The sequence below is a fragment of the Paenibacillus sp. J5C2022 genome (assembly GCF_025567625.1).
Taxonomy (GTDB): Bacteria; Bacillota; Bacilli; order Paenibacillales; family Paenibacillaceae; genus Pristimantibacillus.
Map to the genome: position 1 here is coordinate 1 of NZ_JAOQJC010000044.1, position 25,525 is coordinate 25,525.

The 25,525-nt window shown below is 55.1% G+C and carries 15 protein-coding genes and 1 riboswitch; of the genes, 2 read left to right on the forward strand and 13 right to left on the reverse strand.

What is annotated here, in order from left to right; translation table 11 throughout:
- Nucleotides 1-97: 97 nt before the first annotated feature.
- The 8 genes from M6D81_RS25900 to M6D81_RS25940 all read right to left on the reverse strand — a co-directional run bounded on the left by M6D81_RS25900 (nucleotide 98) and on the right by M6D81_RS25940 (nucleotide 9,338).
- Complete coding sequence (locus M6D81_RS25900; RefSeq protein ID WP_262680076.1) at nucleotides 98-1,354, reverse strand: MFS transporter; 1,257 nt, start codon at nucleotides 1,352-1,354, stop codon at nucleotides 98-100.
- 528 nt (nucleotides 1,355-1,882) lie between these two features.
- On the reverse strand, nucleotides 1,883-2,986 hold the full coding sequence (locus M6D81_RS25905) for a Gfo/Idh/MocA family protein (RefSeq protein ID WP_262680077.1): 1,104 nt from the start codon (nucleotides 2,984-2,986) through the stop codon (nucleotides 1,883-1,885).
- A gap of 16 nt (nucleotides 2,987-3,002) precedes the next feature.
- Nucleotides 3,003-3,926 (reverse strand): AraC family transcriptional regulator, encoded by a 924-nt coding sequence (locus M6D81_RS25910; protein WP_262680124.1) that lies wholly within the window; start codon nucleotides 3,924-3,926, stop codon nucleotides 3,003-3,005.
- Between the two features lie 32 nt (nucleotides 3,927-3,958).
- Nucleotides 3,959-4,810 (reverse strand): sugar phosphate isomerase/epimerase family protein, encoded by an 852-nt coding sequence (locus M6D81_RS25915; protein ID WP_262680078.1) that lies wholly within the window; start codon nucleotides 4,808-4,810, stop codon nucleotides 3,959-3,961.
- Nucleotides 4,807-6,006, reverse strand: coding sequence for an N-acetylglucosamine-6-phosphate deacetylase (locus M6D81_RS25920; protein WP_262680079.1), 1,200 nt, complete (start codon nucleotides 6,004-6,006; stop codon nucleotides 4,807-4,809). The genes M6D81_RS25915 and M6D81_RS25920 overlap by 4 nt, the downstream gene beginning before the upstream one ends.
- A complete protein-coding gene (locus M6D81_RS25925) occupies nucleotides 5,996-7,756 on the reverse strand; it encodes a Gfo/Idh/MocA family protein (RefSeq protein WP_317259168.1) in 1,761 nt (586 codons plus the stop codon). Before M6D81_RS25925 ends, M6D81_RS25920 begins: the two co-directional genes overlap by 11 nt.
- 2 nt (nucleotides 7,757-7,758) lie before the next feature.
- Nucleotides 7,759-8,655, reverse strand: a complete 897-nt coding sequence (locus tag M6D81_RS25935) for a sugar phosphate isomerase/epimerase family protein (RefSeq protein WP_262680080.1) — start codon at nucleotides 8,653-8,655, stop codon at nucleotides 7,759-7,761.
- A 452-nt stretch (nucleotides 8,656-9,107) separates the two neighbouring features.
- On the reverse strand, nucleotides 9,108-9,338 hold the full coding sequence (locus M6D81_RS25940) for a hypothetical protein (protein WP_262680081.1): 231 nt from the start codon (nucleotides 9,336-9,338) through the stop codon (nucleotides 9,108-9,110).
- Nucleotides 9,339-9,442: 104 nt separating this feature from the next.
- Nucleotides 9,443-9,544, forward strand: a riboswitch (purine riboswitch).
- A 114-nt stretch (nucleotides 9,545-9,658) separates the two neighbouring features.
- Here M6D81_RS25940 and M6D81_RS25945 point away from each other — a divergent pair.
- Together M6D81_RS25945 and M6D81_RS25950 are read left to right on the forward strand one after the other, a co-directional pair.
- The gene (locus M6D81_RS25945) at nucleotides 9,659-10,741 is read left to right on the forward strand and encodes an NCS2 family permease (protein WP_262680082.1); all 1,083 of its coding nucleotides are present in this window, start codon (nucleotides 9,659-9,661) and stop codon (nucleotides 10,739-10,741) included.
- A gap of 54 nt (nucleotides 10,742-10,795) precedes the next feature.
- Complete coding sequence (locus M6D81_RS25950; protein WP_262680083.1) at nucleotides 10,796-11,344, forward strand: phosphoribosyltransferase family protein; 549 nt, start codon at nucleotides 10,796-10,798, stop codon at nucleotides 11,342-11,344.
- 412 nt (nucleotides 11,345-11,756) lie between these two features.
- Here the strand turns inward: M6D81_RS25950 and M6D81_RS25955 are convergent, their stop codons facing one another.
- From M6D81_RS25955 to M6D81_RS25975, 5 genes are all read right to left on the reverse strand, one after another.
- Nucleotides 11,757-13,718, reverse strand: coding sequence for a DUF4838 domain-containing protein (locus tag M6D81_RS25955; RefSeq protein WP_262680084.1), 1,962 nt, complete (start codon nucleotides 13,716-13,718; stop codon nucleotides 11,757-11,759).
- A 169-nt stretch (nucleotides 13,719-13,887) separates the two neighbouring features.
- Nucleotides 13,888-21,039 carry a DUF2341 domain-containing protein gene (locus M6D81_RS25960; RefSeq protein WP_262680085.1) on the reverse strand — a complete coding sequence of 2,384 codons (7,152 nt, stop codon included), beginning with the start codon at nucleotides 21,037-21,039 and terminating at the stop codon, nucleotides 13,888-13,890.
- Between the two features lie 54 nt (nucleotides 21,040-21,093).
- Nucleotides 21,094-22,668, reverse strand: coding sequence for a response regulator (locus tag M6D81_RS25965; RefSeq protein WP_262680086.1), 1,575 nt, complete (start codon nucleotides 22,666-22,668; stop codon nucleotides 21,094-21,096).
- Nucleotides 22,669-22,682: 14 nt separating this feature from the next.
- Nucleotides 22,683-24,461 carry a sensor histidine kinase gene (locus M6D81_RS25970; protein ID WP_262680087.1) on the reverse strand — a complete coding sequence of 593 codons (1,779 nt, stop codon included), beginning with the start codon at nucleotides 24,459-24,461 and terminating at the stop codon, nucleotides 22,683-22,685.
- 40 nt (nucleotides 24,462-24,501) lie between these two features.
- Complete coding sequence (locus M6D81_RS25975; protein WP_262680088.1) at nucleotides 24,502-25,524, reverse strand: DUF4838 domain-containing protein; 1,023 nt, start codon at nucleotides 25,522-25,524, stop codon at nucleotides 24,502-24,504.
- Between the last annotated feature and the right edge of the window lies 1 nt (nucleotide 25,525).

Consider the following 25,525-nt stretch of genomic DNA (forward strand, 5'->3'; position numbering starts at 1 on the left):
ATGCCTCCTACATTAGATATACTCGTACACCCCAGCTCAACGTACTACGTGCGCAGCTCAATTCGCAACGCACGCTACCAGCCCTACCTTCCACACGCTAGCCCGCCACATGCACCTTGCTTGTCCGCTTCGCCGTCGTATGGCGCATTCGCAATACGGCAAGCCCGGCCATCATCATAATGACGCCAGTCGTCACAAATATCCAATGAATGTTCAGCGCCATTCCCAACACGCCCCCAATAAGTGGGCCTAACATGCCGCCGCACTGATTGGCGCTGGCGGTTAGTCCGAACGTTCTGCCTCTGAACTGCTCATCCGTGCTTTGCACCATTAGCGTATTGACGATCGGTCCGATGCCAGCCACGAATAGCCCGAATACGAATTGAACGATGGCGAATAACCAGAGCTTTTCCACGAAATACTGCATGCAGATGACCGTCCCCGCACACATGAAGCATAATACCAGGATGCGATAGTAGCCCTTTCTTTCCCCGAGCCGCCCCCACAGGGGCGATGCCAATATGCCTGCAATGCCAATTAACGACAGCACCAGGCCTGCCGACAGCACGACGCCATCGCTCCCTGCTCCATTGCCGGACATACCTGCGATATGCAGAGCCATCAGGGGCTGAATCATATTGATCGATAGCTGGAATACGACGAGCAGAAGCAGCATATTGACCAACGAGCGGTTACGGAACGCCATACGGAAAGTAATCGGGGCAGCTTTGGGGGCAACGGAGCCTTCTTCCTTCTTGCCCGCTTGCTTGTCCAACGCAGCCTGCCCTTCTCCGCCCTCTCTGACCCAAGTAATTACGGCAATCGTCGCAGCTAGAATAATGGCGGCGGCAGCTATGAAGGAGTTGCGCAAGCCGAACAGCTCCGCAAGCAGCCCGCCGAACAGCGGCCCAAGAATGCCACCAGTCATCGCACCTGCCTGCATCATGCCAAGGCTCCACCCCAACTGCTGCTTGGGAGCGATCGATGCGACGATCGACATGGAAGCGGGCACGAAGCCGCCGACGAAGCCGTGCAGCATCCTTGCGCCTACCAATTGCTCCGGCGACTGCACGAATGCGATAAGCGCATAGATGACGGACAAGCTAAGCCCGGCCCGAATGACCATCATTCTCTTGCCGTATTTGTCCGCGAGCATTCCCCATAGAGGGGCCATTACCGCACCGACGAGAAATGCGGAGGAATGAACAATGCCCGCCCACAGATTGACTGAGCTCTCTTGCACACCCAGATCGAACAGGAACAGCGGCAGGAACGGCACCGACATCGTATAGCTTGCACTGCAAAACAACACGCCAACCCACAATATCCACATCGTTCGCTTCCATTTCTCCACGCTGTACGCCCCCTATGTATGTATCACGGCTAACCTCCAACCGAGGTCACATCGCCTGCAGCCCCAGCACCTCCTCCTGCTTCATTCGCGAACGAAGTTTTTCGATGCTCCAGAGCAGGATTCGTACACTAGCCCGGCTCGTACTCCCTTTTCAGCACTACAGTGTAGGATTCCTACACTAATTCCGCTCACACGAGTCTATTCAAGTATTCAACTCGAAATTTATAACTCCAAATAGTCTATCCCCCCACAAAGCTGAGCTCAGCTTCGAAGCTTACTCAGGTACCTTACGGGGACCCCGGAAATCAAAATATAAAAAAAATGCACCTCGCGAAACGTAGTTTCGGAGGTATTCCCATTCCCTCCATTTTACCACATTTCGTGATGGCGCATTTTTGTGTTCCCATTCAAATAAGTCGATATCTCTTTAATAAATCCCCTATCCAACGGATTCCGGCCGCTAATCCCCTATTGTCGGTGGATTGCTTGACGGGAATGGCGTTGTCGCAATATATCGAAGCCTGCTCTCTACTTCGCGGCTACTCCTTCATTCTCCGTCCGATAAATATGCGGGTTCTGACGGCGGCATTCCTCCATTACCCACATCTGTTGACGAATTTGCTGAGGCGTAATTTCCAGCGGAGCACCTTCCATAATCGTACTATACAGCATCATGTAGACGCGTTCGGTCAGCGAATCCCCGGGGGTCTTGTCAGTTGGCTTGACGAAATCCCAGCTATCCGAATGCCAGCTCAGCTTCTCGCTGCAATAAGCCGGATTGCCGTTCGCATCGAACAGCGGCTCCTTGATCAGCTTCTGCTCCGGCGCTTCCTCCGGCTTGAAGTATCGCCACTCCAGACGGTTCGCATTCCCGTGCAAGCCGCCGTTTGTTCCTTGAATATTGAACTGCTCATGCGGATAAGCCGAGCAGGAGGAAATCTCCACATCAAGCGTAGGCGAGCCTTCCTTCCTCATAATGAGCTTCACATAATCCTCGGCGTCGCCGAACGTATTGGCTCTGTCCATCATGCAGAGCACGTCCGGATTCTCGTCCGTCCCCAGCAGCTGCAGTGCCTGATCGAGACAATGCGGTCCCGTATTCATCAGGCTGCCTCCGTTGTTCTCTTGCAGTGTCTGCCAGTCCCAGCGGCGGGCGAAGCCGTTCAGGGAGATATCCGCCTGCACGATGCGGCCAAGCACACCCGACTTGATAACTTCCTGTATTTGGACGAAAGCCGGCTGATAACGCTGCTGCTGGAAGATGGCGATGACCTTGCCCGCGCGTTCCGAAGCCTCGATCAACTGATCGACTTCCGCGACCGATCCCGCCAGCGGCTTCTCGCACAGCACATGAATGCCTCTGTTCAGCAGCTCCAGCGAGATGGAGAAGTGGAGGTGGCTGGGTGACGCGTTAACCACGAGATCAAGCTCCTCGCTTGCCACCATCTCCTCCCAAGTGGCGTAAGCGTTGCAGCCGAAGTCCTGCTCGGCCCGCTGCTGACGCTCCGGCATGGAATCGGCTACTGCGGCGATTCTGTAATACGATCCGATCTGGGCAAGCAGATTGGCATGAATGTTGCGGCCGCTGCGGCCTTGGCCGATTATCCCGACTTTTAACACTTGATCACTCATTCGAAAAACCTCGCTCTCAATTATTATGGTCATCCTTGGCGAACATCTTCTTATATTCCGTGGGCGTTACCCCGCAGCGCTTCTTGAAGGTGCGGATGAAATGGCTCAAATGATGAAACCCCACCTGGAACCCGATCGCCGTAATGGTATGCGTGCCGCGAAGAATCAACTCCTTGGCCCGTTCGATCCTCACTTCGTTGATAAAGTCGACGAAAGTCTGTCCCGTCTCCTTCTTAAACTGATGGCTGAAGTACGCCGGCGCCATATTGGCGATGAACGCTCCATGCTCCAGCGGAATATCTCCGCTGTAATTGTCGTAAATATACCGCTTCACTTCCTCGATCGGCGTTCGCTCCGCAATCGCAGGCTGCTTGGCCGGCTTCCGCTGCCCTCTCCGGTACTCGCGGTCGACGAGGAGCAGCAGCTTCGCCAGACTCAGCAGAATGGCGTGCTCGTAGCCGACCTCCCGGTGCTCGAATTCGTCCTGAATATCCTGCAGAAGCTGCTCGACGAACGGCTGCTTCCGGTTGCCGATATGCAGCCAGCTCGGGAAGCTGCCGGAGAGCGAATAATGCTCCCCGGAATGCTCCAGCAGCAGGGGAAGGGAACCCGAGAACGGTTGAAGCAGCTCGCCCACAATCGATGGAACGAAGTCTAGCAGCACCACTTCATACTCTTGCTCCGCGATCGCATTGAGGCTATGCGGGGCGTCCGGCGCAATGACGAATATATCCCCTTTGCTCACCGTCAGCGATTTGCCGGGCACCTGATGATTGCAGACGCCCTTCAGCACATAGGCAATCTGCGTGTAGTCGTGCGTATGCATAGGCTGCTTCAGCTCGCTGCTGGAGTAACGTATGATTTTGAAGGGAAAGTCCCTGTTCAATTGCTGCTTGCTCTCGAAGCAGGGAACGTCCCGCTTCTCCTCCCTCATCTCCATCACGCTCACCCGCCTCCCATCATGCCCGCGTCTTATACGGAGGCAATCAGCTTCTTCACAAAATGCAAATCATGCTCCAGCCGTTCGTACGCCGGGAACGGCGCGTGGCATTCCAGCGTCACCCAACCGTTGTACCCCGTCTCCTTCAGTGCCGCGAACAGCGGTCCATGATCAGCCCCGCCTTCTCCCATGCGGCTCTGCAGGAACTTCTCCTCGCCATGCTTCGTCACATTGAGGAATGTTCCCGGCGCTCCGACTTCGTTCACCCGCAGCTCATCCTTCACATGGACGTGAAGCATCCGGCTGCCAAGACCGATAACGGAATCTCTGCCGTAATCCGTATCCGTAATGTACATATTACCCGCATCGTGAATCATGCCGATATTATCGCTTGGTATTAGCGACAGAAGACGCATGCTTTCCTCCACGGTCTCTACAATCGATCCATTATGAATTTCCATGACGATATCGATGCCGTATCCCTTCGCCGCCTGGGCGCAGCGCTCCATCCAGTAAGCCGCCTTCTCATAATGGTAAGCTTGCGACATGAAGCCGTTCGGTCCGCCCGGCGAGACGCGAATCATCGTAGACTTCAACTCTGACGCGATGTCCAGCAGCCGCTGCAAATCCTGGAACGACTGCTCGCAACCTTTGTCGCTGTCCGTAGAGAACCCGCCGATATAAGAGGCGAGAACGGGAATGTCAAGCCCAAGCTCCTCTGACAACACGCTGATTTCCTTTACTCTCGCCTTGCTTGTCGTCGGTGACAGATGCGGCTCCCTTACCGCAATTTCAATACCGTCCAACCCCATCTGCTTCGTTAGCTTCATCGCTTCCTGGATGCTATGCTCGATTAACACACCACTAAATGCTGCGAATTTCATGTCAATGCCTCCCTCTTCATCACTGCTATGCCAGATTTATAAGTGCCCACAAGCTCGATGCCGTCTTCCTTGTGCCGCAGAAGCGCCAGATCGGCAGGCGATCCCGGACTCAGTCCTTCTGCGCTTGGCAGTCCCATGAAGGCGGACGGCCTGATCGAGGCCATCTCCCATGCGTCTCGCCAATCTGCAAGACCGGCCTTCGCCAGATGACGGATGCCGAATAGAAGCATCTGCGCCGATCCAGCCAATATTTTGTCGTTGCCGGCCAGATGAAGCTTGCCCTCGGGCGTCAGTACGACCGAGCCTCCCACATGCGTCTCGTACTCTCCAGGCGGCAATCCGCTGAGCGCTACCGCATCGCTGACCAATATCGCTTGCTCGCCCTTCACCTTCATGACGACCTTGAGCACTTGCTCCGGCAGGTGAAAGCCGTCACCGATGATGCAGCTCCACAGCCGATCCTGCGCAAGCTGCTCCCATATATAATTGGGATGACGCTGCAGCATGGGATGCGAGCCGTTCCCCAGATGGGTCGACATCCGGGCGCCGGCTGCGACGGCTTCCGCAATCTGCTCCGGAGTCGCAGCCGTGTGGCCAATCGAGACGACCACACCGCTCTCCGCACAGCGTGAGATGAACGCGGCGCTGCCTTCCCATTCCGGCGACAAGGTAATGATTCGTATGCGGCCTTCCGCCGCTTCCTGCCATCTCTGGAACAGCTCCCAGTCGGGCGGTCCGACGTAAGCCCGGCCATGCGCTCCTCGCGCCCCGTCTTCCGGCGTAATGAACGGTCCCTCCAGATGGATGCCGGCGACGCCTGCTTCGACGGCGGCGTCCCGCCGGCAAGCATCGGCAATGGAGCGCATCGCCTCCTCTATTGCTTCCGCGGAATTGGTTATAACGGTAGGATAAGAGGAGGTGACGCCTTCCATCCACAGCTTGCGGATGAATTCGGAAGCAAGCCCTTCCCGGTAAGGCAGCGTATTGAAATCCAGACCGCAATAGCCGTTAATCTGCAGATCGACCAGTCCCGGTGCGACAATGGGCAGCGAATCTGCCTCTTCCCCGCTTATCCCTTCCAGCTTCTCGATACTGCCTATGAGTCCGTTCTCCAGTGTGACTGCAACCGCTTCGCCAGTCCGATAGTGAACGGCGCTCAGCACTTCCCTTCCTTGCTGCTGCCCGTTAATCGCCATAGGAATCACGATCCACGTAAAGCGTGCAGTTGGAATGCTGTCTTAGTATAGTAGACGGGCATTCCGTCGCAATCGGCCCGTTCAACGTGCGCTGAACAGCCTGCCGCTTCGTCGGTCCCGGCACGACACAGAACAGCTGGGACGCGCCAAGCAGCGTCGGAATCGTCAGTGTGATAGCATGCGTCGGCACATCGCCGAACGCCGGGAAGCAGCCGTCATTCACCTGCTGTTGCCTGCACGCCTCGTCCAGCTCCACCACTTTCACCGCCAACGGATCGCGGAAGTCGGCAACCGGCGGATCGTTGAAGGCCAAGTGACCGTTCTCTCCGATGCCAAGGCAGACGATATCGATCGGCGCCTCGTTCAGCAGCTCGCTGTATCGCTTGCATTCCGCATCACTGTCGTTCGAGCTGTCTATCAGATGCACGGTGCCCGGCTTCACCTGATCAAATAAGCCGGAGCGAAGGAAGTTGCTGAATCTCTGCGGTGCGTCCTGCGGCAGCCCGTTATACTCATCCATATGGAAAGCGGTAACGCGGGACCAGTCGATGTCCTTATCGCTGCGCAAGTATGCCAGCAGCTCGTTCTGGGAAGGAGCCGCAGCGAATATCATGCGAATCGTCTCCTTCTCCTGCAGCAAGCGCTTGATCGCGGCCGCCACGTCGGCTCCGGCAGCCATTCCCATCTCCTGACGGTTGTCGTACACATTCACCTTCAACGCGTCTACGAGGCGCGGCAAATTCAGCTGCGTGTTCCTGGCGGCGCTCTCGTAGATCGACTCTACCAGTTGTACCGCACGCATGCCTTCCTCTCCCGATATGAGCGGCTTCGCCCCTGTCTCGATAGAAGAAATAATATCGAGGAACTGGCTCTGGTGGAAGTCAGCCGCTATGCTGCGCGGATCGTTCACGCCGCCGTAACGGGCTTGCTGGTTCCACTTCGGCTCAGCGACGCCGGGAACCGACCAGTGGACGATGGAATTCCCCTCCAGCTTGATCGTTCCCTTCTCCCCGTACAGATTGATGCATGCCGGAAAACCGGGCTGAATGCTGGTGGAAGCCATAATCGTGCCGAAGGCTCCATTGTGGAATTGGACGATGGCAAGTCCCAAGTCTTCCGCTTCGATATGATGCGTCTGGGTTGCCGTCTTGCCGAATACCGTACGCACCTCTCCGCCCATCCACAGCATCAGGTCGATGCTGTGGATGCCTTGATTCATCAGCGCGCCGCCATCTTCTGCAATCGTGCCTCTCCAATCCGCCGTATCGTAATAATCCTGCGTCCGGTAGAACGGCAAGGATACCTCAACGAGTAATAGCCGCCCTATCGCCCCGTCATCCAGCACCCGCTTCACGGCTTGATGCTGCACCTCGAATCTTCGCTGCGAGATAACGGAGAGCGTAACGCCTTGATTGTATGCGGCGGCGATCAGTCCCGCCGCCTCCTTCACGCTCATCGCGAGCGGCTTCTCCACGACGAGATGCTTGCCCGCAGCGATGACCTCCATGCCGATAGAGGCATGGCTGCCGCTGGATGTCGTGACGCACACGATGTCGACGTCGGGGCTTTCGATCAACTCCCTGTAATTCGTCGTCCAGGCGCAGCCCTCACGCTCCGCAACCGCTTTCACTTTCGCTTCGTTGCGGCTGGATACATAGGACAGAACTGCGTCGTCCGTCTCTCTTATCGCTTCGAAGTGGAAGTCCGCGACCGAGCCGCAGCCGATAATGCCGAATTTCCATTTGCTCATTCTCACTCCACCTCGCTTAACAGGGCTTTAAGCGCATTCAGCGACATCGTCGTACCCGTCATGGCCGTTCCCCCTGCAGGAATGAAATGCGTCTCTATCGTAAACAGTCCGTCGTAGCCGTCTTGCAACAGCGCCCCGAGCTGGGCGATGACAGGCACGTTGCCCGATCCCATCGGCACGCAGCGCGGCTTGCCGTCCTCTCCGATGTAAGCATCCTTCAGATGAACATGAGCCAGCTTATCCTTCATGACTTCATATCCTCGCGGATAAGCTTCCCTACCGCCATAAGCTTCGTTGCCGGGGTCCCATAATCCTCTTAATGCCGGTGAATTGACATCGGCTACGATCGCAGCGACTTCCTCGGCGAAGCCGCCGTTGCACGCTGGCTCGTTCTCCAGCAACAGCTGTATGCCCTCGGCTTGCGCCGCTTCGGCTGCCCGCCTCAGATGCGCAGCAATCTCTGCCCGATAGCTTGCCGGCTCTTGCTCGCGCCAGAACGAGAATATCCGGATGCGAGTCGTCCCAAGCAGCTTCGCAATCTCCATGACGCGCGTCAGCTTGGCGAAGTGCTGCTCCACCGTCTCCTCCGCCTGACCGAATGTATCTCCTGAGGCTACCTGCCTGCCGGGGTCAAGCGCGCATTTGAACAACGGGGATGCGATTGCGGATATATACAAGCCCCTCTCCTCCACCTGACGACGCACTTCCATGGCCCGCTCGTCAGTCAGAGATGCGGCGTTAACACCGTCAATGACCCTCACTTCCACGTGCTTCAGCTCTTGCCCGGCTGCCCAATCCAGCGCTTGTTCGAAATGTTCCGACACTTCATCCGTCAGCACGCCTAATCGTTCCAGAATAGATATGGTAATCCCTCCATCCTCATTGTTTATGCCTTCCAACTTGCTTTTTATTATAGCAACTGCGTCTGGAGCAAAGTTGACGTTTTTTTCGGAGATTGATTACATTTTTTACGATGAGAAATTGTTACTACTTAGCTACTTAGCAAGTAGGGGCTTATCCCTCAATATGGTCACATAGAATCGGAAAAGTAGTGGGAATTGTGCGCTATCGCTCATTTTGCTCACATAGCCCCGTCAAGCGTACCTTGTACCGCCGAAAAGTAGGGAGCTATCGCTCAATATGGTCACATAGAATCGGAAAAATAGAGAATAGTGTGCGCTATCGCTCATTTTGCTCACATAGCCCCGTCAAGCGTACCTTGTACCGCCGAAAAGTAGGAGCTATCGCTCAATATGGTCACATAGAATCGGAAAAATAGAGAATAGTGTGCGCTATCGCTCATTTTGCTCACATAGCCCCGCCAAGCATGCTTCGTACCGAATGGACCTAATTAGTAACGAAAAATTGTATGATTCCAATGAGAAAACTCCAGTGCTACATACACTGCAGGCACGATTACAGGCGACTTCGCCACTCTAGTGTTGGCTGCATACACTGCAGGCGCGATCGCAGACAGCTTCGCCACTCTAGTGTTGGCTGCATACACTGCAAGCGCGATCGCAGACAGCCTCGCCACTCTAGTGTTGGCTGCATACACTGCAGCCGCGTTCGGGCGAGTCACTCCACTAGCTTCAGGTATTCAACTCAAATTAATAAATTCACTTGGTAAAAAAGATGTTGAACAATGTCGAAAAATATGATAATTTTCTATAGGTATTCATACCGAATATAAATGAAAGTCTCCCCCATATATTCCCGAAAATACGGTTCGGGAGTTTCTACAGAGAAACCGTCAATTTTTCTACTATGGAGTTGGAGTTACTGTTTACGCAAGCATTCTGGTTTCCAAACCATGGGATCAGAATGTTTTTTCGCGAGGCGGCATCTTCTACAATTGATCACTTCATCTGATGATAGGGGCAAAAAAGAAAGGAACGAACAATGGAAGACATACTTCAGGACATTCTTGCTGCGATCAGCGTAGTTCTCAACGGATTGCCGCAGGGACTGCTGGCGCTCGCATTCGGCTTCGCCTCCATTCCCACCGCATTGGCCTTCGTCGTCGGCGCGGTCGGCAATGCCGCTACCAGCAACGTAGCGGTCATCTCTTATCAAGCGGAGACTATCACACTGGCCGGGACGATGGGCAAAAACATGCGGGAGCGGCTGTCGATGATTTTCTTCGGCGCATCCATCCTGCTTATTATCGGTCTGTTCGGCGTATTGGAGCGCGTTATCGACTGGATCGGTCCCGTCATTACAAGCGGGATGATGGCCGGTGTCGGCCTAATGCTGTCCAAGGTCGCCTGGGATATGGCGAAGAACGACCGGATTATCGGCGCGACCTCCATCTTCAGCGCACTAATGGTCTACATGCTGACGAAGGATCTCGTCTATACGATCACCGCATCCGTCATCCTCTCCAGCATCGTGTATAATATAATGAAGAAGAAGAGCGGCTCCGACAAGCAAGAAAGCAAGCCCGTTCCTAAAGAAGGGCTGAAAATGCAAAAGTTGATCCTCAATTCTACCGTAGTGCGGGGAGCGCTTGCCATGGCATGTCTCAACATCGGAGCGAATATCGCTTTCGGCAGAATTAATGAAGGCATCGCCGGCCAATCCGTCAATGTCGATACGTTGTCGGTCATCAGCAGCTTGGCGGATATGGCTTCGTCTCTGTTCGGCGGAGCGCCGGTGGAAATTATTATTTCCGCGACTGCGAGCGCACCGCATGCCGTGTGGTCCGGTGTACTGATGATGATCATAATGGCCGTCATCCTGTTTACAGGAATGCTGCCGAAGATCGGCAAATATGTTCCGAGCTCGTCAATTGCAGGCTTCCTGATGATTCTGGGCGCTATGGTAACATTGCCGGGCAATGCAGCCTCGGCTCTGACAGGCGAAGGGGCTGGCTCCGGCATCGTGGGCGGCGTTACAATGGTGATGACTGCGATTACCGATCCGTTCATCGGCATGCTGTCCGGCATCGTGGTAGAGACCTTGATGAACTGGTTCGGCATGTAGCATAGAAGGGCATAGAAATAGTAAAAAGCAGGATTTGGCAGAGGAGGAGCAAGCATGAACACATATACGTTGTACATTGGCGGGCTGACAAGAGAGCTGCCCATTATACCGATATCGGATTCGCTCAGCATCGCGAGCTTCGTCATTCTCGGCGATACGGAGCTTGTGACGCAGACTGCGCAAGATATGGCAGCCAAGCTTCCTGAGGTGGACCTACTTGTAACAGCGGAGGCGAAGGGCATTCCGTTCGTCTATGAGCTGTCCAAGCAGCTTCGCATGAAGCGTTACGTCGTTGCGCGCAAGAGCGTGAAAGCTTACATGGGCGAGACGATATCCCACAAGGTGAACTCCATTACAACGCAGAAGGAGCAGGAGCTCATATTGGAAAAGTCGGATGCGGAGCTCATTCGCGGCAAACGCATCGCCGTTGTCGATGACGTGATCAGCACGGGCGAATCCCTGCTGGCATTGGAGCAGCTTGTGGCGAAAGCAGGCGGCGAGGTTGTCGCAAGAGCGGCTATTCTGGCCGAGGGCGATGCCGCGAAGCGGGACGACATTATTTTCCTCGGCGAACTGCCGCTGTTCCAGCACCAGTCGAAGTAGAGCGCTTGTGCGCAGGTCGGCTCGGTGCTGGCCCTCGGCACTGGGCGTGCGAGGGTTGGCTGCAGGGCTCGGCCGGGGACTAGCTCGCCGTGCTAGACGCTGACGCTTGGGGCTGGACACACGACGCTGGGCCGGATGCCATTGACGCTAGGCCGACTGCCGACGCTAACGGGTGCCATTGATGCTATTTTAGCCTTATACGTCCAAATCTGACTTTAACGGGTGTGACTGACGCTATTTGCTGCAAACTTGCCCCATCGTAACGAAATGAGACAAATTAAGCTCCGCTGTGACCGTTACAATGGCATCACAGGAGAAACTAGACTCTTAGGCTCTCTAGCATCCGTTACAGTATACAAATCATGCAAATAAAAACCTCTGACGACTGCCGGTACAGTGTCAGAGGTTTTTTTTACAAGCTTCGTAAAGATCCTTTCTCCCTTAAGGTCTGCATCATGTTGTCGCAAGTTCGGATAAAATGAAAGGCATCAAACACGCGCACATAGTCCGGTTCCTTCTCCCAAATATTGAGCTTCACCGCCTCCCAATACAGGTCGGCCCGCTCGGACTCCTCCTCAATGAAGGCTCTCATGGCGGAAACAATGCTGCTCCAAATCTCCGCGTGCAGCGCAATGTAGTTCCAAGACACAATATGAACATTCTGCAAGGAATCCTTGTCATTGCTGAGGTTTCTTCTCAGCACTTCGCTGAAGCGCTGAATCAGTACCGGGACTTCCTTCAGCAGTTCGAGATTTGCTTCTCCAGCTTGCTCAAGATTAATGCGATCAAACAAGTCTGACCAAGCTTCCATATATTCGAGAGCCAACAGACCGTCATCGCCAAATGCGCTGTGAAAGTAATCCTCTGCCTCTGCCCGTACATTGGTATCGGCATTCCACAATGTGCGCGCCATTACGGTTATGCCCAAGCCATGCGGAAAGAAGGAGCGTTGGACTTGACAGCTCATGTAACCATTCAAGCCAATGTGGCGTAAGTGCTTGATGTCCTCGCTGACGATGCGTGAAATTCGCATCAGGCCGGGATCGAGATAGTGTGCCCACATAAAAGGATAGTCGAAATCGATGCCCTCACCTTCGAACAAGCGTTGCCAAGCTTGAAGGAAAGCCAGATTGCCTGCCACTGTCGGCGGAAGCTCCAGCTTGTTGCGCTGGTAGGCTGGGAGCGGCGGGATCTTCTCCTCCATCCCGAAAGATTGACGATACGATCTTGTATAGGGAGCAAACAACAACATGAAGCGATCCGTGCACTGTATTCGTTCGTGCTCGGGAGGCCATAGCAAATCGATATAAAGCAGGAAGACAATTTTCGTCGGATACGCCTTCGCAGTCAGCGCTGCGTCCAGTTCGTTCAGCAGCTTCACATAACAATCCGACGGGGTGGTCATCGCACATGCCTCGCACTCGCATTGATTGTTCGAACCGTCGGACAGCCATACATGCAGCAGATCGATCTCGGGATGCCGGCCGGCATATTCTGCGATCTCCGCTACCATCTTTGTGCGAACGGATGGATTTGAATAGCATAGATTCGTATTGAGCGGAATCCCGCCGAACAGCTTTCGCTCTCCGCCGATCATCGCCATGCTGGAGAGTGCTTCCTCCGGAACATCTCCCTCCCACTTTTCGTCCCAGCTGATGCCGCGGATGCCGAACGGCTCACACGTCCAGCCATGTCCGACCGCGTGATAGATCATGCCTCGCTTGGCAAGCTCGCGAACGATTCGGGCCACATACTCTTCCGCCTTTGCCAGATCAAAGTCTTCCTCCTCCGGCACAAGGGGATTATGAGCATGCCGGTACCAGCGGGCGAAGAATACATAAGCTTCCCTAAACTGAATAAAATAACTGTTCATCCCTACCTTGGGCAACCAATCAATCATCGCCGTTACATGGTCGATGGACACGGCGCCTTCGATGCATACGCCCCGATGGCGGTAGGACGGAGTCTCTTGCAGATCCACATTGGTATGAAATAGCGGCTTGGAAGGAATAAACGCGCCATCGTCTCCCGGGCGCACCCATCTGCAGCCTGCTTCCGTCAAGTAACGATAGACCGCTTGCAGGACACTGCGCGGATGAAGTCCCGCGATAATTCCTTCGCAGCCCGTCATCTTCACGGTTATCTCATCATCGTAAGGAGAGAAAAAACCGCTCGAGCTAGCCAGGAGGGAGAATTGCGAATATTCCCCCACCCATATAGCCGGAATGAGATGGTCATATTGTTCAAAGCTTCTAACGGAAACTGGCATCCCTGTCATTGCGTGTACATACCGCTCCAATTCGCTTACGGCGAAACGGGTTGGCTCCTGCTTCATCGCGCTGTCGACGACTGCGATATCAATCCGTCTGTTCATCCTCTCATCCTCCAACTCCAAGTAGTGGTTTAGCCAATAGAGAGCGGCTTCATAGGAATTGAGCGGCATATCGCTAAGATTAAGATAGACAATTGGTTCGTTGGCTGCCAACATGCTTCAACAGATGCCGCATTGCTTTGAGTCTCGCCGCTTTCAGCCCCACCTTCCTCTACCACTCATTCCTAGCGTCTTCTTCACTATCATCCTCATCCATGGCCTCGTCCCGATCCTTCCAGCCGTCTTCCGACGGAAGCACCGAACACTCGGACCCTACCAAGGTAACTTGAGGCTTGCCTAGCGAAGTGTCCTGAATGATGAGCTCATCCATGTACACATCCGTGCCGGTACCGCTTCCTGCGGCGATCATCAGATGCTTTACCGCCTCGCCCGGATGGGCCGCCGCGACCGTTCCCTTATGATCGCCATTCACGTAAATATCTGCATGGTCCGCCGCCAGATCGAAGTCGATCGTCACTTTGAACCACTCGTTCAGCGCGACATTCGTCGGCACCGGCAACGGCTGGAATTGCGAGCCCGATTGATTGCCCTGCGTCGTCACTTCCATCATGTCCTGCAGCTCGCCTACGAATGAGAAGGCTGTGTCGCTATAGGCTTGATGCACCTTCACATAACGAGCTTGAACCGACATGCCGGACAGCGTAATATTGCCGCCCGTCTTGTCGAACGTCCAGCCGCTTGCCAGCGTCCAGTCGCCGTCGTTGTTGTCACTCACGTACACTTCCAGGTCGCCTGCTTCGATCCGGCTGCTGCCGTCGTTGTCCTTCAGCTTCACTTCCAGCACCGTCTCCACGCGGCCCAGATCGACGCCGATGCTTCTGTCCTTGTAGTCCAGAGCGAAGCCGCCCGAGTACCCGAGATGCGTCAAGTTGCTCGTCGCAGGCGATAGATCGTCAGCAATGTAGCCCGCCACCACATCCACATAGGGCTGGGAAGCGTCCGAATAGCGCACGGTGCCGTTCTCATCGACCTGCAGCATGAAAGCAGTGCCGACCGCATTCCAGTGCGTCGAATAACCTTCCTGCAAGGAAATATGCACATCGCTGTCAAAGCTGGCGCCATTCAGCCAGAACGACACGCTGCCCTCTCTCATCGCCGGGAACATACGCGAACCCGCCGTCACCCGCTTCGTCTCTTCATGATCGTGAAGCCTCAGCGAACGCTGCCCTTGCTTGGCGCGGTTCGCACTCGACTCCAGCGTGCCGAACTTCGTCGTCTGCCACCAGTAGTCGTTCGCCAGACGGCTGCCATCGTTCTCCGTCAAGCCGTTGTTCTCATATTCGAAATCATCCATAGCGCCGTGGCTGCGGTAGAGGTAACGGTAGAAATCCTCAATCAGCATCGAGTGCGCTCCCTCGCCCGACCAAGCGAACAAATAATCGCCGCTCCCCGCCGGCACATGGTCGGCTTCCGTAACACGTCGTGATTGTTCGAAGGCGTACCACCCCGGCGCGGACAGGCGCGTCCGGCCCAGCAAGTCGCGATAGCCGTTCCAGCTGCCCGCCTCGTCCGAGCTGTATGCCGCGGTCAGATCATTGCGGTAATAGCTGCCGCTATTCATCGCATTATGTCCCGACCAATTGAGCAGAATATCGCCATTGTCCATCCGGCTGAGAGCAGGCATCGTATTCGTGCTCATCACCTCGCTATCGGCCACAGGCGTCCAGTTCGCTCCTTCATCTGTCGATACACTGGAGGCGAAACTGAACTTATCCGACCGTTGCTGCCTCAAGTACATCCTCAAGGAACCGTCCGCCAGTTCCACGACCGCGCTCTCCGAGATGCCGCCTTCTCCGCCAACGGCAGGAATGCTCAGATCGTTCACGCTCTTCGTCCACGTGGCTCCATCGTCATCCGAATAGACCACTCCGCCTCCGAATGTACCGTCCGCTCCGATGACGTAAGAGATCGGAGCAACCAGCCGGCCCGAGTCCGTCCGGATCGGATTGGCGTACGTAAGCGCGTAATGCACGGGATCTCCGCCCGCCGTCGTCATGCCCGTCACCTGCACGGGCTGCCCGAATACAGGCTTGCCCTGCTGGAAGCCGGTCGACTTCACGAAGTAGAGATCCGTCCGGCACTGCGAGGCGTCCAGACAATCCGCCGCACCGTTATTCCATACGTTGAAGTAATGATAGGAATAGAACATGACGTACACCGTCCCCGTCGCCGGATCGACATATGCCCCGCCGGGGCTGTCCAGCGAGACGCCCGCTCGGCTGCCGGGAGAGATGAACGGCTCCGGAGCCGACCAGGTGCGCCCGTTATCGATGGAGTATTGAGCATGGATGCCTTCTGTCTTCGTCGTCTGCGCCACAAGCACCAGCGTGCCGTCCTGCAGCCGGATCGGCTTCACATTGGCTCCGAATCCAAGCTCGCCTTGCGAATCGTGCTGCTGCAGCGTCTTGTTGCCGTATTCCACCTGCAGCGCTTCCTGCGCCGCGCCGCGGAACGAAGCCGCCGGATTGCCGTAATACATCCATATCGTCGCATCATCAGCGGCAGCCAGCTCCGGAATGCGGACGAAGAAGCCGTCATCGTCCATATAGAAGTGCAGCTCCCGTCCGTTATCGTCGGCGAACCGCACATCGCGGTAATCGCTCTGCAGCTTGCCGGCCGCTATAAGGCCGGCTGTATCAAGCGACTGCTTCGTGACATATACGGCGTGATCATACAATATGCCATTGCCGGAGTTCGCAACCTGAATCTGTTTGCTATAGCTCCAGTCTCCGCCGCCCGATGCCGTCCAGCTCCCGGCCGGCATATTGAATACTTTCATCATCTGCTGCAGGTTGGCATTCTGGTACGTAAAGCTGGAATCATCGAAGTGATTATGCACCTTGACATACCCTGCCGTCTCCGAGAAGTTGTACAGGATGATTCTCTCGCCTAACTTCAGGAAATCCCAATCCTGCACTTTCGTATAAGTCGCATTATCGTTACTGACATAGAGCGACAGATCCGGCTTCTCCACGCGGCTCAAAGGCTGGGTGCCTAACAACTCGATAGAGTTGAACGATTGCTCCTCCCCCAGATCGGCGCCGACACTGCGATAATCGTAATCCAGCGCGAAGCCGTACGTTGCACCGAAATCAGAAAGCGCTCCTGTGCTCGGATTATGATCAGACAGCGTGAATCCAATTGATGCGGCCAATACATCCGTTCCGGGTACAACCGGACTGCCCGGCGGCTCCACCGTTACCAGATTTTGCACCCATTCCGCTGGATAGGACAAGCCGTACCACTTCTCAACCTTTACCTTGTCGCCGAGCAGCCCCAGCGTTGACTGTCCTTCGGAGGCAATCCCCTTCCAGCTGTTGAAAATATATATTCCGTCATAACCGGCCTCGTAATATTGATGAGCTCTAAGAAGATATTGTGCTCTGCTGACTCGCGTATGACCGACCTTCAGCCTGACGCCGCGCTTGAGCAATTCTTCCTCCCGCTTCGTCAAATCATGTCCCGACAACGTACCGTTAATATTGCCGTACAGCTTAATTCCCGTATCGTCCGTCAGCTCATGGAACTGTCCAATCTCTTCGAAGAAATCCTCATGTCCGATTGTGCACGGTACAAGCATGTCGACCAGCTCTTGTTCAATCCATGCATCAATATCCAGTCCATACTGGAAATAATCCACATTCGGGATGCGGACGGCAATCGACTTGCCTTCCAGCTCATCACGCACTTCGTGCATAAAGGCTGTCATCATATCCGCACGGAATTGCTGCCATCTCTGCAGCCCTTCCGCCGACGTCTCATTGCGCGGGTCGACGCCGTATTCCGCTTCATAAGCATCTGTCAGTATCGCTTCATAACCGAGCACATAAGGATATCGGCAATAATCGAGCTCTACTCCCGTAACAAGCGCATTCCCTTCCGTATCGCTCACCGTTGCCGCTTCCTTCAGCACATCGATCACGTACTGCCTGTATTCCGGGAAAGCATAGCTCATCTGTACGGCCTGCGAGCCGTCTTTCCGTACCTGGCGGTAGCCCTTATCCGTAAACTCTCCGTAGCGGTTGCCGTTAAGCCATGGATATTGCGCCTCGTTGTAGAAGGCGCTCATCCGCAAGGATGCGACCGTCTCCAAGCCGATTTCCTTGCCTCGGTTCGCCACCAGCGTAAGCGGATCATTGCCTGCCTCTATATAAGACAACACCGTATCCCGCACATGCTTGTCTCCATCCCGCATCAGAGCTTCTTGCTCCGGCGTCATTCCGGCATAAGGCATTCCGGCGGCAGCGCTGTCCCGAAGCACGTTCATCGTCGTGCCTAACGCCCAGTGCAGAGCGCTCACATCTTGATTCTCGAATAGATCTACGGCATGCTGGTAAAGTCCCTCTTCCGTATCGTACATGCCGCTGAAGAAATCGCTATAGCCGTCATTATTATAAATGACGCGCTTGCCGTTCACTCCCTCATCCTGCTTCTGATACAATTGGATTTCTTCATCCGACAATCCCTTTAACTTCACATAGGCAATACGCGCTTTCTTGCCGTCCATAGGGCTTATGCGCAAGGTGCCGTTCTGGAATTTGGAGGCGAATGCGAACACTTCATTCATCGCTTTGTCACCATATGTTTCCGACGCCTCGGCGATCATATCTCCATCCATGACTATCGTATGCTCCTGCCCATCCTTGCTATCGGATACGATGAAGCCTTCCGTCCCCGTCACATAACCGATCACTACGCCGAACCAGCCCTTCAGCTTGACTGGCAGCTTCAGCTCCAGCGCTTCGTCGGTGTTTTCCAGATAGACGCCGCCGCTATCCGTACCTTCATAAGTATAACCCGCCGTATTCCATCCCGCTTCAGCCGCTGTTTGCTTATGCCCTGCCTCAGCCTGCTCCATCGCGGTGAACAAATACATTTCTCCCGGCCCCGCCGTCGCCTTTTTCTTCGGTTCCAGCCTATTCACCTTGGCATAAACTTCTACATTATGATCCGTCTGACTAACGACTTTAGCCCCATCGACCAGACGAAGCTTAAGCAGCATGCGTCCCGTCTCCCCGCCGGCTTGAAGCGTCAGCTTGCTCGAAGCTCCCGTTGCCGGCTGAGCCCACTCAGACAGCAGCCCTCCTTCACCCGCTTCGCCTTTATACAGCTCTGCCTCCAGCAAGAGCGGATTGCCCCCGTCATGAAACCGCAGCGGATCGGCATCATATACCGATACGATCGTCTCCAGATGATCAGACTGCGATGTCGGCAGCATCGTTACCCCGGCAATCACCGGCTGGAATTGGCTCCATTCCGGCAACTCCTCCTTCAGGAGTGAAATATGTTCAAAGAAGACACGCGTCTCACCGCTCCAAGCCCCTACCGCATTGTTGATAATAGAAAGGTGGTCCGGTGCGTCAGTAGGCACTCCGGCATTCTCCAGCAAGCCAAGCTTGATTCCGTTCTGGGTGATCATCAGCCGACCATGCTCATCGTAGGCAATTCCCCACTGATCAAAAAACGCTTCAGAGAGCAGCTCAGCTTCTATCCGCTCGTAGCCTCCGTCACTATTGCCGACCCATAACTGATTCCCATTGTTGAATACGATGCGGTACAGCGTTCCGCCGGCTGCCACTTCCAGCATTAAGCCTTGCTCAGGCCCCGAAGCAGCCGACTGCACCAGCTCTTCCATTCTGGCTTCGATCTCCAATGCCCATGGCCCATCTCCAATTGCCTTCTCCATCGAGATAGCGGCAGGTGTCGAAGCCGACGTATTCGCGAACGTGAAGTACATCCCCTCATCAACCGGCAGCATACCATCCACCGTACCTCCCGTACCGCCCGTCCCGGCATGATCCCGGAAGTAAGCCGTCTCTGCAGGCGGCGTTACCGTCCAACCTGCAATCTCCAGACTGGAGGCATCGTCGGCAATAAGGGTATATGGATCTCCGGATGGCGTCTTGTACAGTTTCATGCTATCTATATATACCTCGGTCGTACCCGCTTCCCAATCCAACGGCGCGTTGACAATCGAGAGCCGATCGGATTGCGTCGTCGCCACCGAAGCATTATCGAAGCGGGCAACCGTCGCATCATCCAGCTGCACGTAGATTGTATCGTGCCCATTGTACATGATCTTCCAATTATGAAAGGCATCATCTTCGGGCATTACGATTTCTTGCCGTTGGTTCCCGCTGAGCGCCCATATTTTGTTATCGTCATTGAACGTCAGTTTATACCGCTTCCCGTCGGCATGGATGTCGAAAGAAAGTCCGCGCTCTGCGTGATAGGCAGACGGCTTCATTAGATCAACGAAGCGGGCGGAAAACTCCAGCACCCAGGCTCCTGCTCCAATAGGCATTTGACGCATGAGAGTCGTGTAGGCTCTGTCCAGGCTTGCCCTCTCGTCGCCATAAACCAAATATTGGCCTGCTTCTACCATCTTCATCTCCGCATTGTTCGGATTTCCAAGCGTATTCTCCGCATCTGTAATATATACCCCATTCAGCGGATTTCCACTCCTGTTCCAACCCGACTCTTGCAAGCTGGAGGCATCGTCCATGAACAACAAGTCCGTATTGCCCTTCAAGACGGTTAGATCATCGATATATACTTCATTCGTTCCAGCTTCCCAGTTCAGAGGCGCATTCAAAATAACGATAGCGTCCTCTCTGCCGCTAACTGGGATCGCTATATCCTGGAATGAAGCGACAACCTCCCCATACAGCTTGACGGACACATTCCGGCTGCCGTCATAGGAAAGCTCCCACTGATGGAAAGCATCATCAGCCGGCATGATCACCTCTTCCTGCAAATATGCGCCGCCGGGATTCGTCATGGCCAATATTTTGTTCTGGTCGTTGAAAGTAATCTTATATTCCTGTCCGCCCGCGAACACCTCAAAGCTTACTCCACGGTACGCGGGATGCTGGCTCGGCTTCATCAGGTCGACGAAGCGCGCCTTGAAAGCGACTGTCCATGCGCCAGATCCGATCGGAACAGACTTGGTCATCGTAGAATATTTCACGGTGTCGCTAGCTGTTTTATTGCCGTATAAGAGATAATGACCCTCCTCTACCTGCTTCAGATCCACGCCATTCGGATTGCCCGGCGATGTGGTTGAATCCGTAATATACACCCCCTCCACTGGCGGAGCATTCAAAATCCAGCCTGCCTCCTGCAGACTTGTACCGTCATCATGGAACAGGATTTGCTGATCCTGCCCCGACCAACTGCTTACTTCATTAGTGTCGGAGGAAGCGGCGACCGATAGCGGCGCCGCTCCAAAAGGCAGCACCCCCACTGTCATTCCAATAACCAGCCATGCGCAGAATACTTTTTTCCAGTTCCGATTTCTCATATGAAGCACCTCCACTGTTTGATTCAAACCTGCAGCAGTGCTCTCTCCTTATCTCTATCCTTTCATGCGATATTCCTTCGGACTGACGCCCGCATAGCCTTTGAACTTCTTGTAGAACCAGTCGATATCGTTGTAGCCGACCGCTGCCGCGATCTCGTACACCTTCCGGTCCGTTGCGGCAAGCAGTTCCTTCGCCTTCTCCATCCGGACGCGAAGCAGATATTCGTTGAACGACGTGCCCGTCTCGTCCCTGAACAGCTGGCCCAGATAGGCAGCATTGACATACAGGCTGGAAGCGATGCTCTTCATGCTGATCGCTTCCCCGTAGCGTTCATTGACCCACCTGATTGCCGTCTCCACCATTTGCTCTGCAGGCGATCGCCTTAGCAGCTCCAGCGCCTCTGCGGCCTCCTTGCACTTCCGCTCCGACCATTGCTGCAAGCCGGCAAGCGTCTTCATGCCCATAATTGTCTCATAGTCGTCGCGCTTCGGACTAATGAGCCGTTCATAGGGAGCGCCCAGCTCCCTGACAAGCCGAAGCAGCTCCACATACAGCTCCACGACCGCGGACTTCGCATGGGACGCCGGCGCCTGACCGCTTGCGATTGCTTGCCACAGCTGCTGCTGCAGCCCTTCGCCATGCCGGAACTGCCCTTCCTTCATCGCTCCGACGATAGCGGCTATGTCATGTGCATACGCCAAGCTTCCCGCTTGCGCATCCGCCGCAGAGGAGTACCCGGTCCAGCTATGCTCGCCGAGGAACAGCACCTTCTCCAGCATGCGGCGCGCTTCCTCCAAGGAGCGGCTAACGTCCGCCGCAGCATATACGACGCTGCCCGATCCGATTGTAACGCCGATTTTCGCATATCCCTTCGTATGCGCTTTCATTTTTTCGGCCAATTGTACGATCATATCCTGCCGCAGCGGCTCCTCCATTGAGCTGATGACGATGCCGAAGCGCATCTCCTCAAGCGGGAATAAGACGGCTGACGATCCCGCCGCTTCTTCCAGCACATTGCGGGCGGCGAACAGCTTCGTCTGAAGTTCCTTGTCGCTCCAGTCCGGATCGTCCCATTGCGGCAAGTCCAGCTCCGCCGCCAGGCAGCAGATGCCCGGCTCCGCCTTCGGTGCCTTGCCGAGAAGAGATAGCTGCCTCATCGCTTCCGCCGGCGCGATCACGCCCGTCGCCCAGTTCCTCACCGTATTCTCCAGCAGCGCCTGCCCGCCGTGGTATAGCTTCTGATGCATGATGCGGCGTTCCTCCAGCTCTCTGGCTACCGATTCCAGCAGCCGCTGCACATCCTCCGCCTCCGCAGGCTTGAGCAGATAGTCCTTCACTCCGTACAGAAGCGCCCTCTTCACATAGCCGAAGTCCTCGTATCCGCTCATTATGATGATCGGCACATCGTCTTCCGCTCGTATATGCGATATAAGCTCCAATCCGCCCATCACCGGCATGCGGATATCGGTAATGATCAACGCATAATGTCCTTCCCGGTACATCTCCAGCGCTTGTCTCCCATTGCGCGCCTCTCCCGCGATCGTGAAGCCGAGCTCCTCCCAATCCAGCAAATACTTCATCGATTTCAATGCTCCGGGCTCATCGTCTACCAGCAATATCGGATACATTCCTCCCACTCCCATCACACGAAATCTTGCAAAGGCAGCACCATGATCAATCTGGTCCCTCGACCGACTTCACTCTCTATCAAAATGCCGTACGGCTCTCCCAAGCTGATCTTCAGACGCTGATGCACGTTCCGCAAGCCGATATGCTTGGCGGCAAGCGATTGTCCCGCATCGTTCAAGCCGCTGCGCACTTCCTGGAGACGCTCCGGCGGTATGCCCAGTCCGTCGTCCTCCACGATGACATGCAGTTCCCCTTGATCGTTAATGACGGATCGGATCGCGATCGTCGTGCCATCCTCCTTCGGCTCCAGACCGTGAATGATCGCATTCTCGACGAGCGTCTGCAGCGCGAGCTTCGGCACCTTCACCCGATGAAGCGGCTTCGGCACCTCGATGCGATAGTTGAGCCGGTCGCTGAAGCGGAATGACTGGATTTTCAGATAAGTCTCCACGATATCCAGCTCCTCCGCAAGCGTGACCAGACCGCCGCCCTTGCCCAGCACATTGCGGAACGAACGGGCAAGCAGATTGACGATCTCCGCGTTGGCCCGATCTCCGTTCTCCAGCAGATTGCCCCTGATCGCATTGAGCGTATTGAACAAATAATGGGGATTGATCTGTGTCTGCAGCGCGTACAGCTCCGACTCCTTCGTCTTCAGCTCCAGCTCCTTGCGGCCCAGTTCGGAGTCGTACACTTCGCGCAAGAGACGCTGCATCCGCTGCACCATGCCGTTGAACATATGTCCCAGCTGACTCACTTCGTCATTGCCTGTAATTCGCGGAATGGGCTGAAGATTGTCCATATTAGTGCGACGCAAGCGTAGCGACAGCTCCGTCAGCCTGCGGGTAAGACCTGTCGAGATCAATATATTCGCTACTACGAAGACGCTTAGCGCCGCGAGGAACAGAATGACCGCCATGCTTCGAATTTCCTTCGTCTCCGCCTCCAGCTCATCCAGCGGCACAAGCGATACGACGCCGATGCCGCGAACGCTGTTGCGCGAGTCTATCGTCCGGTGAGCCAGCAGATATGCCTGTTCGTCCCGGTATACCACCCGATCCCCCTCGGCAGACAGCAGCTCCGGATAGAACCAATATCCCTCGGCACTCCCCCGGTCGCCAGCTGCCGGATCGCCGCTCCGGAAGTTATCCAGTACGATGCTGCCGTCAGGCAAGTACACGACGAAGTTCGTCTTGTCATTCTCCTTGCGGATCAGATCGGCCACAATGTCCGCTTCCATATCGATAACGGCGAATTGGCAGGCGTCGAAATACAGATGATTCAGCCGCTGCGTCAGCCGCAGCATCAGCTCGCCTTCCTCGCCTGCCAGCACGCTCCATCGCTTGTCCGAGACAGGGCCCGATCTTCGGGAGCATCGCGCTTCGTCCGCAAGCGACGGCAACTCCGATAGCGGCCGGATATCGCCGACATGGAACGAGGCATTGTCCGTATACAGCATCAAGCTTGCGATATCCTTCGACGAGCGCAGCGCGGTCAGCAGCGGCAGCACATGGTCGAAGTAATCCCGATGAGCATCGGGGAAGGAATCATACTGATGCATAAGCCGGTCTTGCAGCAAATCTTCCATATACAGAAAATCGGCAAGCTGCTCGTACGAGCCCAGCAGCTTGTCCACATTTTCCGTTAATTGAGACAGGGAATAACCGGTATTCTCCATCATTTTCTTCAACATGGAATTGCGCCCATGCGACTCCATCAGGAAAGTCAGGGAAGCAAGCAACAGAATGACTACCGCGCTATTGGTCAGAAACAGCTTTGTTCGTATTCGCATTGTCGCTTGCCTCCCGTCTGACTGATTGTACATTGTCCAATTACTTGGTACGACCCAGTATTTCGCCATACTGAACGACCGGCGGATGCCCATAGCGGTCGAAATATTCCCGATCCAGGAATACGCCGAAGCTCGAGATCGAGTCAATATTCATATCCCGGTAGAATTGAATATCGTCAGCCGTCTGCTCCTCGTGAAAGGCCAGCTCTCCAGCCGGCTTCTTCCACTTGCTGAAGAAGGAAGCGTCCAGCCAATAATCAAGCGCCTGAGCGTCTTCCGCACCGAACACTTGCAGATTCCGCTCCAATGCCTTAACGAATTTGCGGTCATCCCGCAGACGGCTTAGCTCTTCAGGCGATCCGTCTGCATAGTTCGGATGCTCATGGCGATGGATGATCGGACCGGCTATTTCGAGGAAGATGCCTTCCGCCGGAGTCACTTGCTGCGGCGGCGATTCCAGGGTATGCATATAAGCAAGATGAGACAGCTTCGCATCGCTCCTTACCGTACGAATCGCTTCCACAATGGCGTTATTGACCATCAGCGTCTGATCGCTGTCGGAATACGATCGGCACCGCTCGCACTTGCACCATGGCTGATTGTCATCCTGCCACATGTAATAGCGCTCCGTTGTAGGCGGCAGCAAGCGGGCCAGACGAACGGCGTTGCCGCGAATCATCTCAAGCGCATCCTCGTGGGACGGACAGAGATTGGCCGACGGCGTTCGATTGCCATGCTCATCCATCCGGAACCACTCAGGATATCGGCTGTACAAGTCTCTGGGCAGAAGCCAGCTCATGGCATGGAGCTCATATTCCACTTCAATTCCGAGCCGCTGAAGACGATTCATCCATTGACTGCCTTCCGGAGAATGGACGTATGCGGCAATCTCGTCAATCTTCTCACTGAATTGATTGCTCCCGCTCCAATTGTGAATGCCCAGCACGTTGATCCCGGCCTCATGCAGCAGATCCGGCCAAGCGTCGTGCAGATCGTGCAGATCCAGTATGATGCCTCTTCTCCCTATCATCGGATAACCACTCCATTGCCATTCGCATTTCACA